A 14,780-nucleotide genomic window follows, 5' to 3' on the forward strand; every position below is an offset into this window, starting at 1 on the left:
CGGCCCCCCAAATCACTGGCGGATTACGGGCACACCGAGCCTGGGCGAGGTGCCGAGTGTTGGGGCAAGAGCCTTTTGGTTACTTTTGGGCTCTTTCCAAAAGTGACCCGCCGTAAGGGCGGAACCCATATCAGCCGTTACCCAAGTAACGGATATGTACACGATCAAAGGCCATCTATGGAAAAGTCAAAGTTACGCAAAACAGGATTAGGCCTGGCACTGGCAGTCGCGGCAGCGTTGGTCATCTACACCGTCCAAGCCCCCGCCGACGCCCCCCAATACCTCACCGCCACCGCCGAACGCGGTGACATCGAAAACGCCGTCCTGGCCACCGGCCTGCTCGAAGGCATCAAACAGGTCGACGTCGGCGCCCAAGTCTCCGGCCAGCTCAAATCCCTCAAAGTCAAAGTCGGCGACAAGGTCAAGAAGGGCCAATGGCTCGCCGAAATCGACCCCTTGATCCTGCAGAACACCCTGCGCAAAGCCCAGGTCGACGAAGAAAACCTCCAGGCCCAACGCCGCGCCACGGCCGCCCAACTCAAGCAAGCCAAGTCCGTGTACGAGCGCTACAAAGGCCTGCAAATCGACGAATCGGTCTCCCGCCAGGACTTCGAGGACGCCGAATCCACCTATCAGGTGCAACAGGCCAACCTGCTGTCCCTGGACGCACAGATCAAAAGCGCCCACATCCAGATCGACACTGCCAAGGTCAACCTGGCCTACACCCGCATCGTCGCGCCCATCGACGGCGATGTAGTGGGCATCGTCACCCAGGAAGGCCAGACCGTGATCGCCAGCCAACTGGCGCCGGTCCTGCTCAAGCTCGCAGACCTGGACACTATGACCGTCAAGGCCCAGGTCTCCGAGGCCGATGTGATTCACATCAGCCCGGGCCAGCAGGTGTACTTCACCATCCTCGGCGAGGCGGACAAACGCTACTACGCCAAGCTGCGTGGCACTGAACCGGCGCCGCAGAACTTCCTCGAAACCCAGCCCGCCGGCACGCCCAAGCAGAACACGGCGGTGTTCTACAACGCGTTGTTCGACGTGCCCAACCCCGATCATCGCTTGCGCATCGCCATGACGGCCCAGGTGCGCATCGTGCTCGACACCGCCCAGGCGGCGCTGATGGTGCCGGTGGCGGCGCTGGGGCCGCGCAACAACGATGGCACCTACTCGGTGCGGGTGCTCGACGCCAAGGGCAAGGCGGTGTCGCGGGAGGTGAAAACCGGCATCAATAACAACGTCAAGGTGCAGGTGCTCGAAGGCCTGGCCGAAGGTGACAACGTGGTGATCGGCGACGCCACGCCGGCCGTGGCGGGGAATTGATCGATGACCCAGCCACTGTTGAAGCTCAAGGGCATCACCCGCAGTTTCATGGCCGGCGAGCGCGAGTTCATTGCGCTCAAGGGCATCGACCTGACGATCGAGGCCGGGGAGATGGTCGCGATCATCGGCGCCTCGGGGTCGGGCAAGTCCACCCTGATGAACATCCTCGGCGGCCTGGATTACGCCACGGCCGGCAGCTACAAGATCAACGGCATCGAAACCCGTTCCCTGGGCGATGAACAACTGGCGGAACTGCGCCGCGACTACTTCGGTTTTATCTTCCAGCGCTACCACCTGCTGGCGCACTTGAGTGCCTTGCACAACGTGGAAATGCCGGCGATCTATGCCGGCACGCCGGAAACCGCGCGCCACAGCCGCGCACGGGAGCTGCTTGCACGCCTGGGCCTGGCGGGGCACACCACCCACCGACCCAGCCAGTTGTCGGGCGGGCAGCAACAGCGGGTGAGTATTGCCCGGGCCTTGATGAACGGCGGGGAAGTGATCCTGGCCGATGAACCCACCGGCGCCCTCGATACCCACAGCGGCAAGGAGGTGATGCGTATCCTTGCCGAGCTGCACGCGGCCGGGCACACGGTGATCATCGTCACCCACGACCCCAAGGTGGCCGCCAATGCCCAGCGCATTGTCGAGGTGTGCGATGGCGAGATCGTCAGTGACAAGGCCAACGACAGCGTCGGGCTGGAGCTGAACACTGAGGCGCCCATCGAGCCCAAGCGCAGCGGTGCCCGGCGTTTGGTGGCCAGCCTGGGGTTGTTCAAGGAAGCGTTCAACATGGCCTGGGTCGCGCTGGTGTCCCACCGCATGCGCACGCTGCTGACCATGCTCGGGATCGTCATCGGTATCACCTCGGTGGTGTCGATCTCGGCCATCGGCGAAGGGGCCAAGCGCTATGTGCTCAAGGACATCCAGGCGATCGGCAGCAACACCATCGACATCTTTTCCGGCACCAGTTTTGGCGACAGCCGTGCCTCGGCCATCGAGACCTTGATGCCGTCGGATGTGGAGGCGCTGAACCAGCTGTATTACGTCGACAGCGCTACGCCGGTGGTGGGCCGCAACCTGTTGCTGCGCTTTGGCAACATCGACCTGGATGCGCAGGTCAACGGCGTGAGCGACCGCTACTTCAAGGTCAAGGGCCTCAAGCTCGAGGCCGGTATTGCCTTCAGCGAAAGCGATGCGCGGCGCCAGGCCCAGGTGGTGGTGATCGACCACAACACCCGCCAGCGCCTGTTCGGGCCGAACATCGACCCTCTCGGCCAGGTGATCCTGGTGGGGAACCTGCCGTGCACGGTGATCGGGGTGACGGCCGACAACAAAAACATGTTCGCCGCGAGCAAGGCGTTGAACGTGTGGGTGCCCTATGAAACGGCGGCAGGAAGGCTGCTGGGGCAACGCCACTTGGACAGCATCACCGTGCGCATCAAGGACGGCCAGCCGAGCAAGGTGGTGGAAGACAACGTCAACAAGCTGATGCTGCAACGCCACGGCACCAAGGACTTCTTCACCAATAACCTCGACAGCATCATGCAGACGGTGCAGAAAACCAGCCGTTCGCTGGCGTTGCTGTTGTCGTTGATTGCGGTGATTTCGTTGTTGGTGGGGGGCATCGGGGTGATGAACATCATGCTGGTGTCGGTGACTGAACGCACCCGTGAGATCGGCATCCGCATGGCGGTGGGCGCACGGCAGTCGGATATCCGTCAGCAGTTTCTGGTGGAAGCGGTGATGGTGTGTCTGATCGGCGGGATGATCGGCATCTCGCTGTCATTTGCCATTGGCTATCTGTTTTCGTTGTTCGTGAAGGAATGGGAAATGGTGTTTTCCCTGGGCTCGATCGTCACGGCGTTCGCCTGTTCGACGATGATCGGCATTGTGTTTGGCTTCGTGCCGGCACGAAACGCCGCACGCCTGGACCCGATCGAGGCATTGGCCCGGGATTGATACCTCCCAGGCACTGGATACTCAATGTGGGAGCGGGCTTGCTCGCTCCCACATATTAGATCTGCGTGGACTTAAAAACTGGCGGTTTCTTCAGTGGCATACATCCACCGCAACAACGAATGCCGCCCGCTGATCCCCAGCTTGATCGACGCGCGCTTGAGGTAGCTTTCGATGGTGTTGACCTTCAACGCCAGTTGCTCCGCCAATTCCGGTGCGGTACGCCCGGCCAGCAGGCCGACGCACACTTCCAGTTCGCGGTTGGACAAGGTCAGCCCCGATTGCACCAGGCGTTCTTCAATGCGCCGGCGCAGGGTGTCGATGCCCTGGCTTTGCGGCACCTGCAGTTCGCTGTCGGTGCGGCACGGCTGGATGGCGGCGATGTGTTTTTCCACCATGGGCAGCAACAGCGAGGAAAAGTCCTGCAACATGCTGCGCTCCTGGGGCGAAAAGCTGTCGGACTGGCTCGCGCGGTACACCGACAGCACGTAGCGCATGTCGTCTTTGCGCCGCGTCAGGTGCAACTGCGCGGCGGGCTGTTCTTGCCCCAGCGCGGTCATCGAATCGGTGTACACAGGGCTGATCTTGCGGCGCAGTTGCCCTTCGGAACTCACCCGCAGCTGCGAGATATGCGTGGCGTCCACTGCCAGTTGGGTGAGGATGAGGTCATGCAGCATGCGTGGGAAATGGCGACTGCCGGTGCTGGCGATGACCTTGCCTATATGTGGGAACAGGTGTGAGTTCATCAATTCGTCCATGAGTTTCAAGTGCAGGCATTCGGCTATATAGCGACGGGGATTAAGAAGGTAGCAAGTGCGAATAACCCACAGTGATAATGCTCTCCGTCGGAACGTATGCTAGTACAGCCTGGCGAAAGGATGGGGATCCAATCTGCAAAAAAACCACTTTAAAAGCACAAAACGGTGGTCGGACCTGTCCGACCACCGTTTTGGGAAAACGCCGTGCTTGAGCGCTATCTGACGGCGTGCGCGACCATCGCGGTATGACGCGGGGTTGTACGTGTGCATTTGGCCAGGGCTTGTTGCACATCTGCCAGCAAATCGGCGACATCTTCAAGCCCCACCGACAGGCGCACCAGGCCTTCACTGATGCCGTGGGCCGCGCGCTCCTCGGGCGTGTAGGTGGAGTGGGTCATGCTGGCGGGGTGCTGGGCCAGGGATTCGGCATCCCCCAGGCTGACCGCGCGGGTGAACAGTTTGAGTGCGTTCATGAAGCGCCGGCCAGTGTCGATCCCGCCCTTGAGTTCGAAGGCGATCATGCCGCCTGATTGGCTCATCTGCCGCGCCGCCAGGTCGTACTGGGCGAACGAGCGCAAGCCAGGGTAGGTGACGCTCGCAACAGCCGGATGGGCTTGCAGCGCCTCGGCCACGGCCAGGGCGTTGCTGCAATGGCGGTCCATGCGCAGCGCCAGGGTTTTCAGCCCGCGCATCAACAACGACGCATCCTGCGGCGACATCACGGCACCGGTCAGGTCCTTGAGCCCTTGCAGGCGGATACGCTGGGCCAGCGCGTGGCTGCTCACGGCGATGCCCGCCGTGATATCGCCATGGCCGCTGAGGTATTTGGTGGCCGAGTGCACCACCACATCCGCGCCCAGGTCCAGGGGGCGTTGCAGGTATGGGGTGCAGTAGGTGTTGTCGACCACCAGCGTGATGTTGCCGTGGGCGTGGGCGATGTCGGCCACGGCGGCAATGTCCACCAGTTGCAGGTTGGGGTTGGCCGGGGTTTCGCAATAGATCATGCGCGTGGCGGGGGAGCGCGCGGCACGCAGGGCGTCCAGGTCGGTGAGGTCGACGTGGCGCACCTTGATGCCGAATTCGCCAATACCGTGGTGCAGCAGTGCGAAGGTGCAGCCGTAGAGCGTCTGGCTGACGATCACCTCATCGCCGGGGCGCAGCAACGTCCAGAAGGTGGCGGCGATGGCGCCCATCCCGGAGCTGAACGCCACCGCCGCCTCGCCGTTTTCCAGGGTGGCCATGCGCGATTCCAGCAGCGCCAGGGTCGGGTTGGAAATGCGCGTATAGAAGTGGCCGTTGGCTTCGCCGGCAAAACACGCCGCGCCATATTCGGCGGTGGGAAAGGCAAAGGTTGCCGACAGGTAGGTGGGCGGCACGAGCGCGCCGTGGTGGTCCTTGGGGTCGTAGCCGTGGTGGATGGCGCGGGTGGAAAAGCCGAATGCATTGTGTTTATTGTTCATGTCGGACGCTCCTTATTTCCTACAATGCTATGCTCATAACCAGAGATGAACGTTGCAAAAAATGCGCACAAATCCCGCGTCCTGGGATGAATCTCCTATAAAAATAATGAATTGAGGCACGTTATGCCCGTGAGTCTGGACCGCACCGACAAAGCCCTGTTAAACGCCCTGCAGGCCAATGCTCGCCTCACCGTGGCCGAACTGGCCGACCGCGTTTCCTTGACCACCTCGCCCTGCTGGCGACGGGTGCGGAACCTGGAAGACAGCGGGGTGATCAGCGGCTACCAGGCGATCCTGTCGCCCAAGGCCCTGGGGTATGGGGTGACGGCCTTTGTCAGCATCATGATGGAAAGCCACACTCAGGAAATCGCCCGGAAGTTCGAGCAGCGGCTGCTGGAAATCCCGGAGATCGTGGCGTGCCACAACGTGTCGGGGCGCTATGACTTTTTGCTCGAAGTGGTGGCCAAGGACCTGGAGTCGTTTGGCGAGTTTGCCCGCGAGGTGTTGCAGACCCTGCCGTGCGTCAAGGAGATCTATTCGAGCTTTTCCTACAAGTCGGTCCGGCCCTTGCGCGTGATCCCGTTGCCGGGATAAAGCTCAGCGAAAGAACTCCCCCGGTGTCGCCTCGAATTGTTGGCGAAACGCATTGATAAACGCTGACGTCGACTCATACCCGCAGCCCAGCGCCACATCGGTCACCCGTTCGCCTTGCTCCAGGGCGGGCAGGGCGGTCAGCAAGCGCAGTCGTTGGCGCCAGGCGCGAAACGTCAGGCCGGTGTCACTGAGGAACAAGCGGCTGAGGGTCTTCTCACTCACCCCCAGTTTCTGGCTCCACTGGCCCAGGGTGGTCTGCTGTTCCGGGTGCGCGTTGAGGCTGCGGTAGATCTGGCGCAGGCGCGGGTCCAGGGGCAGGGGCAGCATCAGGTCGACCTGGGGCGCCGCGGCCAGTTGGTCCAGCACCACCTGGGCCAGGCGCCCGTCGGGTCCGTCTTCGGCGTACTCCACGGGCAACTCGCTGAAACTGCGGATCAACTCGCGCAACAGGCTGCTCACCTCCAGTACATGGCAGCGTTCGGCCGCCCAGGTGGTCACGCTGCAATCGAGGTACAGGCTGCGCATTTCAGTGTGGGGCGAACTGAACACCCGGTGCGGCACGCCTGCGGGGATCCACACCGCACGCTGGGGCGGCGCGACGAAGCGGCCGACGCTGGTCTGAATCTCCAGCACCCCGGAAATCGCGTAGGACAACTGCACCCACGGGTGGCTATGCCGACGGGTCAGCGCCCGGTTGGGCAGTGATTCGGTGCGCCCATACACCGGGCGTGGCAGGCTGGAAAGCCCAGGCACTGTGCGGCGGACGGTCTTGTCATGTCCTTTAGGCGGCATTTACTGGCTCATTGGCGTTAGTCGGTAACAAGCCGTTACGTTAGAGTCGCGAGGATGCTCTTGGCAACCCCTGGAAGATTTGCTTATGACCCGCCCGCGTTTTCTGCCTGACAACTTCACCCTGACATTGATTGCCACGGTGATCCTCGCCTCCTTGCTGCCCGCCAGCGGCCAGACCGCCGTGGCCTTCGGCTGGGTCACCAACCTGGCCATCGCGCTGCTGTTTTTCCTGCACGGCGCCAAGCTGTCGCGCCAGGCCATCGTGGCCGGTGCCGGCCACTGGCGCCTGCACTTGCTGGTGTTCAGCCTGACCTTTGTACTGTTCCCGCTGCTGGGCCTTGCGCTCAAGCCGGTGCTGTCGCCGCTGATCGGCAAAGACCTGTACATGGGCATGCTCTACCTGTGCGCGTTGCCGGCCACGGTGCAATCGGCGATTGCCTTTACCTCCCTGGCGCGGGGCAATATCCCGGCGGCCATCTGCAGCGCAGCGGCCTCCAGCCTGTTCGGGATTTTCCTGACGCCGCTGCTGGTCACCCTGTTGCTCAACGTGCATGGCGATGGCGGTTCGACCGTCGACGCGATCCTGAAAATCAGTGTGCAACTGCTGCTGCCCTTTATTGCCGGGCAGATCGCCCGTCGCTGGATCGGCGAGTGGGTCGGCCGCAACAAGGCCTGGCTGAAATTTGTCGATCAGGGTTCGATCCTGTTGGTGGTGTACGGCGCGTTCAGCGAGGCGGTCAATGAAGGCATCTGGCACCAGATCCCGCTGTGGGAACTGGGTGGCCTGGTGGTGGCGTGCTGTGTGTTGCTGGCCCTGGTGCTGGTGGCGTCGACGCTGCTGGGCAAGGCCTTTGGTTTTAACCAGGAAGACCGCATCACCATCCTGTTCTGTGGCTCGAAGAAGAGCCTGGCGACCGGTGTGCCGATGGCCCAGGTGCTGTTTGCCGGGGCGACCATGGGCGTGCTGATTCTGCCGCTGATGCTGTTCCACCAGATCCAGCTGATGGTCTGCGCCGCCCTGGCGCAGCGCTATGCCAAGCGGCCGGAGTCGATTCCGGAACTGATGGCGCAGGTTGATCCTTAATGAGGTCTTGGGAAATTTCCTACGTATAGGTGGGACGTTTCCCTTATAGATCAAGACTATTCCCGGCCACTATTACCCCATTCGCACCCGCAAAGTGGTTGGTAAGCATGGCCTCTTCCCCCGTCAAACCCTTGCCCAGTGAGCTGGAGATCCAGCGTGGCCTGGCCCTGGGTGAGTTTCGCGCCTGGTTCCAACCCAAGTTCTTCATGCACACCGGCCAACTGGCGGGCGTGGAGGCCTTGGTGCGTTGGGAACACCCGGCGCGGGGCGTGCTGTTGCCCGAAGACTTCCTGGCCGCCGTGCTGGCCTACGACCTGATCGACGACATGTTCAAGCAATTGCTCGAACAGGGGCTGAGCCTGCTCGGCGTATTGCGCCGCCAGTCCATAGCGCTGGAGCTGGCGTTCAACCTGCACGCTTCGCAATTGCTCGGTGGCGCCCTGGTCGCTCACATCCAGTGGGCCCTTGGGCAGCACGGGTTTTCCGGTTCTTCCCTGGTGTTCGAGTTTGCCGAGAACGGTTTGCTGAACGCCTCGCCGGCGGTCCAGGAAAACCTGCTGCGCCTGCGCATGCTGGGCTGCGGCTTGGCCATCGACGACTTCGGCAACGGTTTTTCCTCCCTCAAGTTGCTCTGTCAACTGCCCTTCAACCAACTCAAGCTCGACGGCGGCTTTGTGCGCCACAGCCCCAGCCTGGTCAGCAGCACCCTGGCACTCTCGCGGTTCCTGGGCATGGGCCTGGTGATCGAGGGCGTCAGCAACCCGCAGATTCGGGACGGCGTGCTGGCCCTGGGCTGCGAGCTGGGCCAGGGGTTTTACCTGGCGCGGCCCATGGCGGGCTACCGTTTGCTGCCTTGGCTGGAAGCGCAGGCGTCCGGCTATTCAAAGTTCTAAGAAATTTCCTACACTCAGGTCGCGCTCGTGTATTTTGTGGCGGCGTGTCTCACAGGGGTTGTTATGTTTAAAGCGTTAGTCGTGGACGATCATCCGTTTATTCGCTCCTCGGTGAAGATGCTCCTCAAGCAGGAAGGCTTCGAGGTGGTGGCCGAGGCCGACAATGGCGCCGACGCGGTGCAGTTGGCCCGTGAACACGAGCCTGAACTGATCGTGCTGGATATCGCCATGCCCAAGCTCGATGGCCTGGAAGTGATCGCGCGCATTTGCGGCCTGGGCCTGCGGTGCAAGATCCTGGTGCTGACCTCGCAGTCGCCGCTGTTCTATTCCATGCGCTGCATGAAGGCCGGCGCGGCGGGGTATATCTCCAAGACCAACGACCTGGATGAGCTGATCAAGGCGATCAAGGCGGTCATGGGTGGCTACACGTTCTTCCCCAACTTGGCCCACAGCTCGGTGCGCCGCAGTGACGCCGAAACCACCGACCTGGAATTGATCCAGACCCTGTCCGACCGCGAGCTGACCATTTTGCAGCAGCTGTCCCAGGGCTTGAGCAACAAGGAAATCGGCGACGCGATGCTGCTCAGCAACAAGACCATCAGCACCTACAAGACGCGCCTGATCGAGAAGCTCAAGGTCAAGTCGGTGGTGTACCTGGCCGATTTCGCCAAGCGCAATAACCTGGTCTGAATGAACATGTCCTCGCGTAAATGGCTGATGGGCTTGCTGCTCGCCGGCACCCTGAATGGTGCCGTGCTGGCGGCCGCACCGGCCGATACCTATCAGGTCCTGGGCCGCTCCCATGTGTCGGAGTACGCGGTCTCGCTCGCCGAGCAGGACTGGAGCTGGCTGCGCAGCAAACGCACCCTGGTGCTGGGCGCGTCCGCCCCGGATTATTCGCCGTTTGGCATGACCACCAATGGCCGCGATTACGAAGGCATCACCGCCGACTACGCCACCCTGCTCAGCGAACTGCTGCGTACACCGGTGGAGGTGCACCGCTTTGCGTCCCGGGCCGATGTGATCGAGGCGCTCAAGCGCGGCGAGGTGGATTTTCTCGGCACCGCCAATGGGTTTGAGCAGGCCGACCATGACCTGCTGATGTCGACCTCCTACGCCGAGGACCAGCCAACCCTGGTGACCCAGGTCGCCAACAGCCAGACCCTGACCGAGGACCTGGCCGGCAAGAAGATCGCGATGCTCTACCACTACCTGCCGCCGCAGGCCGTCGAGGCGTTCTACCCCAAAGCCACGTTGCAACTCTATCCCTCGACGTTGAGCGCAATCGGCGCCGTGGCCTTCGGCAATGCCGACGTGTACCTGGGCGACTCTATCAGCGCCCAGTACCTGATCAACAAGAACTACTTGAACAACGTGCAGCTGGCCGACTTCTCGCGGATGGAGGTCAGCAACTTCTCGTTTGCAGTGGCCCAGGGCAACCGCCGCTTGTTGCACATCATCAATACCGCGCTGGCGGCGATCCCCCAGGGCGAGCGCATGACCATCCTGCGCCGCTGGAGCGCGGGCGGTGGCAGCATGCCAGGGCGCACCGCACTGAACTTCAGCGCCAGCGAGCTGCGCTGGATGGCCGCGCACGCCCATGTGAGGGTGTCGGTCGACGACAGCTTTGTGCCGTTCTCGTTTTTCAACGAAGACGGCGAGTTCCGTGGCATCAGCGCCGATGTGCTGGCCAAGGTCGCGCTGCGCACCGGCTTGAAGTTCGATGTACGCAGCACGCAGTCGGTGGCAGGCATGATCGAGCAGATCCGCACGGACAAGGCCGATCTGTTGATTACCGTCACCCCCAGCCAATCCCGTGAAAGCCAGATGCGCTTCACGCGGCCTTACTTGAGCACCCCTTACGTGCTGGTCAGCCGCACCGGCCCGGACAGCCCGGCCACCCTGGATGACATGGCCGGCAAGCGCCTGGCCGTGATCACTGGTAACCCGGTGCGCGACCAGTTGCTGGGTGAGTACCCGAATATCACCCTGGTCAACGCGCAGAACGCCCAGCAAGCCATGGCCCAAGTGGCCAATGGCGAGGCTGATGCGGCGGTCAATTCGTTGATCACGGCGCGCTACATGATCTCGCGCCAATACCGCGACCGGTTGCGCATCACCACCACGGTCGGCACCGAATCGGCGCGGGTTGCGTTCGCCACGTCGCGCGGTGCGCTGGAGCTGTATTCGATCCTGGAGAAAGCGCTGCTGAGCATCCCGCCGGAGGAGATGGACGAAGTCACCAACCGTTGGCGCAGTGAAATTGCCGTGGATGACAGCTACTGGCTGCGCAACCGTGCGCTGATCCTGCAAGGCTTTGCCGTTGCCGCGATCTTGCTGCTGGTGGCGTTCGGCTGGATCGCCTACCTGCGCATGTTGATGCGCCAGCGCAAACAGGCGCAGATCGCGTTGAACGACCAGATGGAGTTCATGCGCGTGTTGATCGACGGCACGCCGCATCCTATTTATGTGCGTGACCGTGAAGGGCGACTGCGCATCTGCAACAGCGGTTACCTCGACGTCTTCGGCGTGGAGCGTGACGCCGTGCTCGGCAAGACGGTGGTCGAAGGCGTGCTCAAGCGCGCCGACGAAGCCGCCGCCTACCACGAAGACTATTTGCAGGTGATGGCCGACGGCGTACCCCGGGTGCAGGACCGTCGCTTGACCATGGGGCCGGACAACGTGCTGACCATCTACCACTGGATGCTGCCGTATCGCGGCAGTGACGGTGAAGTCAGCGGCATGATCGGCGGCTGGATCGACATCAGCGAACGCCAGCATTTGCTCGAAGCCCTGCGTGAAGCCAAGGAAGGCGCCGACGCGGCCAACCGGGCCAAGACCACGTTCCTGGCAACCATGAGCCATGAAATCCGCACGCCGATGAACGCGATCATTGGCATGCTCGAACTGGCGATGAAAAAGGCCGACCAGGGCGTCACCGACCGTTTCTCCATCGAAGTGGCGTCGGGTGCGGCTCGCGGCCTGCTAGACCTGATCGGCGATATCCTCGACATCGCGCGCATCGAATCCGGTCGCCTGTCCCTGGCACCGGAGCGCGCCAACCTGCGCGAGCTGGTGGAATCGGTGGCGCGGATTTTCGAAGGGTTGGCGCGGCAGAAACAGCTGCAGTTGATCCTCGACCTGGATGCCAGTATCAACCGTGAGGTGCTGGTGGACCCGCTGCGCTTCAAGCAAATTGCCTCCAACCTGTTGAGCAATGCGATCAAGTTCACCGGCCAAGGCCAGGTGCGCCTGCGGGTCAGCGCCGAACCTGGCGCCGATGACGAGCGCCTGGCGATCTGCCTGCGGGTGGAGGACACCGGCAGCGGTATTTCCAACGAAGACCAGCAGCGTCTGTTCAGCCCGTTTGCCCAGGCCAGCAACCATGGGCAGTCGGCGCGCGGAGGCTCTGGCCTGGGCCTGATGATCAGCCGTACGTTGTGCGAAATGATGGGCGGCAGCCTGGTGCTGCACAGTGTGCTGGGGCAGGGCACCCAAGTGGAAATGCGCGCCAGCTTGCCGACCCTGGCGGCGCTGGAACATGCGCCGGCTGCCGAGCCGATGCAGATGCCGGCGTCCCAGGCGCTGAAGGTGCTGGTGATCGACGATTACCCGGCCAACCGTCTGTTGCTCACCCAGCAACTGCACTACCTCGGCCACCGTGTGGTGGATGCCGAGGACGGCGCCCATGGTTTGCGGGCCTGGCGTGCAGAGCATTTCGACGTGGTCATCACCGACTGCAATATGCCGTTGATGAATGGCTATGAACTGGCCCGGGCGATCCGTGACGAAGAGCGTTCCCGGGGCCTGCAACCCGGGCTGATCCTCGGCCTGACCGCCAATGCCCAGCCCGAGGAGAAAGACCGCTGCCTGGCGGCGGGCATGGACGATTGCCTGTTCAAGCCCATCAGCCTGCAGGACCTGAGCGCACGCCTGACCTCCCTGACCCCGGAAAGCGTGCCGGCACCGGTCGAGGCCTTGCCGGACGACATCGACCTCACCAGCCTGGAACAACTCAGCCGGGGCGACGAGGCCTCGATCAGAAGCCTGCTGCACGACCTGGCCACCAGCAACCAGCAGGACATGTCCCGTTTGATGCAGCTGTTCACCCAGCACGACGTCACCGGCCTGGCCGACCTGGCGCACCGGGTCAAGGGCGGCGCGCGGATCATCAAGGCGCAACGCCTGATCCAGGCCTGCGAAGCCCTGGAAGCCGCCTGCGAAGGGCTCAATTCGGCGGTCTTGACCGACGCCGTCGACACCTTGCAACAAGCCATGGAACAACTCGAACACCACCTCGACACCTACCTGGCTTGTAGTGAGCGAGCTAGCCTCGCGCCCCAGGCACCGCGCATTCCCTGAAAAAACACGGCGTCCGGGTTGAAATGGCAGCGCCCCCGGCGCGGGGCAAGCCCGCTCACTACAACGATTGTGTCCGGGTTGTGGGGTACAGACATATCCGGTGACTGGATGGGGCGGAGCGGATCCCTGAAGCGGGCTAGGGTTAGTGCTCTCAAGGACGTTCCCAGGAGCAGCGGATTGCTACCCACCCCTCAAACTCATCGCCTGCGTCGTGGCCGTTATTCGGAACACGGGCGCAGCTACCTCATCACTGCCGTCGTTCACCACCGTCAACGCCTGTTCACCGACCTGTTTCTCGGGCGCTTGCTGGTTGCCGAATTCCGGCGCGTTCATGAGCAAGGCCTGGTCGACTCCCTGGCCTGGGTCATCATGCCGGATCACATCCACTGGCTGTTTGAACTGAAGCAAAAGACGTTGGCCGACGTGGTACGGCGTATCAAGTCACGCAGCACACTGACCATCAACAGACGCCGCCATAGCAAAGAACGCGTGTGGCAACCCGGGTATTACGACAGGGCTGTGCGGGAAGAGGACGACATTCGCACCATGGCGCGTTACATCGTGGCCAACCCCTTGCGCGCAGGCCTGGCTGAACGGGTGGGTGAGTATTCGCTGTGGGACGCCGCCTGGCTCTAACGCCCAATAACCCTGATGTCGCGAAAATAGGCCTGTAGTGAGCGAGCTCGCCTCGCGCCCCAGACACCGCGTATTCCCTGAAAAACCGCGTCGACTGGATTGGGGGCGGCTTCGCCACCCAGCGCGGGGCAAGCCCGCTCACTACAGTGTGTGGCGTGGGAAATTTCCTACGTGTTGCGGGGATGGGGACTACAGGGTTGGGTAATTCCGAGGCGGAAAATAAATCACGTCGACACAGCAGATGCTTTGTTTATTTCAGGCGCGTATCCGGCGCCTGGCAACTCATCCGTGCATGGCGACAGTGATTAAAACTTTCCCCTTGGAGTTGCACCATGAAGATCAAAGCCCTCTCGCTCGCAGCCCTGGTTTGCGCCACCGGCGCCCAGTTCGCCAATGCTGCCGATGGCACTATCAATTTCAACGGTGAGCTGGTCAACCAGACCTGCACCATCGCCGTTGACGGTGTTGTCAGCCCGGCCGTCGCTACCGTGACCCTGCCGACCATCTCTACCGGCCTGCTGACCGCTGCCGGCCAGGCCGAAGGCCGTACCGGTTTCAACATCCAGTTGAGCAACTGCGTCGGTTCTGCCGCCACGGCTGCGGCGTTCTTCAACTCGGGCGCCACTGTGGACCCGGTCACCGGCAACTTGAACAACATGACCGGCACCGCCACCAATGTGCAGCTGCAACTGGTCGACGCCCAAGGCGGCGCGGTGATCCAGGCCGGTAACACCAACCAGCTCACCCGCACCACCCGCAACACCATCGACGCCAGCGGCACGGCGAACATGCCGTACGCCGTGCAGTACTTCGCCACCGGCACCACCACCGCCGGCACCGTGGTCAGCTCCATCACGTACAACGTCGACTACCAGTAAGCCCCAGTCACATCTGCGCGCGGCCTGTGCGGCGC

Annotated in this window: 12 protein-coding genes; 9 read left to right on the forward strand and 3 right to left on the reverse strand. The window is 62.5% G+C overall.

The window, feature by feature from the left end:
* Window positions 1-177 precede the first annotated feature (177 nt).
* Complete coding sequence (macA, locus tag M2394_RS28495) at window positions 178-1,329, forward strand: macrolide transporter subunit MacA (RefSeq protein WP_259175491.1); 1,152 nt, start codon at window positions 178-180, stop codon at window positions 1,327-1,329.
* 3 nt (window positions 1,330-1,332) lie between these two features.
* Window positions 1,333-3,291 (forward strand): MacB family efflux pump subunit, encoded by a 1,959-nt coding sequence (locus M2394_RS28500; protein WP_259175493.1) that lies wholly within the window; start codon window positions 1,333-1,335, stop codon window positions 3,289-3,291.
* A 71-nt stretch (window positions 3,292-3,362) separates the two neighbouring features.
* Here the strand turns inward: M2394_RS28500 and M2394_RS28505 are convergent, their stop codons facing one another.
* Window positions 3,363-4,034, reverse strand: coding sequence for a response regulator transcription factor (locus tag M2394_RS28505; RefSeq protein ID WP_178923234.1), 672 nt, complete (start codon window positions 4,032-4,034; stop codon window positions 3,363-3,365).
* Window positions 4,035-4,261: 227 nt separating this feature from the next.
* The gene (locus tag M2394_RS28510; RefSeq protein WP_259175495.1) at window positions 4,262-5,506 is read right to left on the reverse strand and encodes a methionine gamma-lyase; all 1,245 of its coding nucleotides are present in this window, start codon (window positions 5,504-5,506) and stop codon (window positions 4,262-4,264) included.
* Window positions 5,507-5,629: 123 nt separating this feature from the next.
* Between M2394_RS28510 and M2394_RS28515 the strand changes: the two genes are divergently transcribed.
* Window positions 5,630-6,100, forward strand: coding sequence for an Lrp/AsnC family transcriptional regulator (locus tag M2394_RS28515; protein WP_259175496.1), 471 nt, complete (start codon window positions 5,630-5,632; stop codon window positions 6,098-6,100).
* Window positions 6,101-6,103: 3 nt separating this feature from the next.
* Here the strand turns inward: M2394_RS28515 and M2394_RS28520 are convergent, their stop codons facing one another.
* Window positions 6,104-6,892 carry a helix-turn-helix domain-containing protein gene (locus M2394_RS28520; protein ID WP_178923240.1) on the reverse strand — a complete coding sequence of 263 codons (789 nt, stop codon included), beginning with the start codon at window positions 6,890-6,892 and terminating at the stop codon, window positions 6,104-6,106.
* Window positions 6,893-6,977: 85 nt separating this feature from the next.
* Here M2394_RS28520 and M2394_RS28525 point away from each other — a divergent pair, with 85 nt between their 5' ends.
* From M2394_RS28525 to M2394_RS28550, 6 genes are all read left to right on the forward strand, one after another.
* Window positions 6,978-7,976, forward strand: a complete 999-nt coding sequence (locus M2394_RS28525; protein ID WP_176998987.1) for a bile acid:sodium symporter family protein — start codon at window positions 6,978-6,980, stop codon at window positions 7,974-7,976.
* A 107-nt stretch (window positions 7,977-8,083) separates the two neighbouring features.
* Complete coding sequence (locus M2394_RS28530; protein WP_259175499.1) at window positions 8,084-8,869, forward strand: EAL domain-containing protein; 786 nt, start codon at window positions 8,084-8,086, stop codon at window positions 8,867-8,869.
* Window positions 8,870-8,932: 63 nt separating this feature from the next.
* A complete protein-coding gene (locus tag M2394_RS28535) occupies window positions 8,933-9,559 on the forward strand; it encodes a response regulator transcription factor (protein WP_178923245.1) in 627 nt (208 codons plus the stop codon).
* Window positions 9,560-13,231, forward strand: a complete 3,672-nt coding sequence (locus M2394_RS28540) for a transporter substrate-binding domain-containing protein (protein WP_405046588.1) — start codon at window positions 9,560-9,562, stop codon at window positions 13,229-13,231.
* 177 nt (window positions 13,232-13,408) lie between these two features.
* Window positions 13,409-13,867: an REP-associated tyrosine transposase gene (locus M2394_RS28545; RefSeq protein ID WP_259175501.1), complete on the forward strand. Its 459-nt coding sequence runs from the start codon at window positions 13,409-13,411 to the stop codon at window positions 13,865-13,867.
* A gap of 332 nt (window positions 13,868-14,199) precedes the next feature.
* Window positions 14,200-14,745, forward strand: coding sequence for a fimbrial protein (locus M2394_RS28550; protein WP_178923249.1), 546 nt, complete (start codon window positions 14,200-14,202; stop codon window positions 14,743-14,745).
* The last annotated feature ends 35 nt before the right edge of the window (window positions 14,746-14,780 follow it).

This window comes from Pseudomonas sp. BIGb0164 (genome assembly GCF_024810135.1).
GTDB lineage: Bacteria > Pseudomonadota > Gammaproteobacteria > Pseudomonadales > Pseudomonadaceae > Aquipseudomonas.

Excerpts from the sequence above, each read along its gene's own strand:
- macA (WP_259175491.1), top strand. The coding sequence starts at position 178 with ATGGAAAAGTCAAAGTTACGCAAAACAGGATTAGGCCTGGCACTGGCA.
- M2394_RS28500 (WP_259175493.1), top strand. The coding sequence starts at position 1,333 with ATGACCCAGCCACTGTTGAAGCTCAAGGGCATCACCCGCAGTTTCATG.
- M2394_RS28505 (WP_178923234.1), bottom strand. The coding sequence starts at position 4,034 with ATGAACTCACACCTGTTCCCACATATAGGCAAGGTCATCGCCAGCACC.
- M2394_RS28510 (WP_259175495.1), bottom strand. The coding sequence starts at position 5,506 with ATGAACAATAAACACAATGCATTCGGCTTTTCCACCCGCGCCATCCAC.
- M2394_RS28515 (WP_259175496.1), top strand. The coding sequence starts at position 5,630 with ATGCCCGTGAGTCTGGACCGCACCGACAAAGCCCTGTTAAACGCCCTG.
- M2394_RS28520 (WP_178923240.1), bottom strand. The coding sequence starts at position 6,892 with ATGCCGCCTAAAGGACATGACAAGACCGTCCGCCGCACAGTGCCTGGG.
- M2394_RS28525 (WP_176998987.1), top strand. The coding sequence starts at position 6,978 with ATGACCCGCCCGCGTTTTCTGCCTGACAACTTCACCCTGACATTGATT.
- M2394_RS28530 (WP_259175499.1), top strand. The coding sequence starts at position 8,084 with ATGGCCTCTTCCCCCGTCAAACCCTTGCCCAGTGAGCTGGAGATCCAG.
- M2394_RS28535 (WP_178923245.1), top strand. The coding sequence starts at position 8,933 with ATGTTTAAAGCGTTAGTCGTGGACGATCATCCGTTTATTCGCTCCTCG.
- M2394_RS28540 (WP_405046588.1), top strand. The coding sequence starts at position 9,560 with ATGAACATGTCCTCGCGTAAATGGCTGATGGGCTTGCTGCTCGCCGGC.
- M2394_RS28550 (WP_178923249.1), top strand. The coding sequence starts at position 14,200 with ATGAAGATCAAAGCCCTCTCGCTCGCAGCCCTGGTTTGCGCCACCGGC.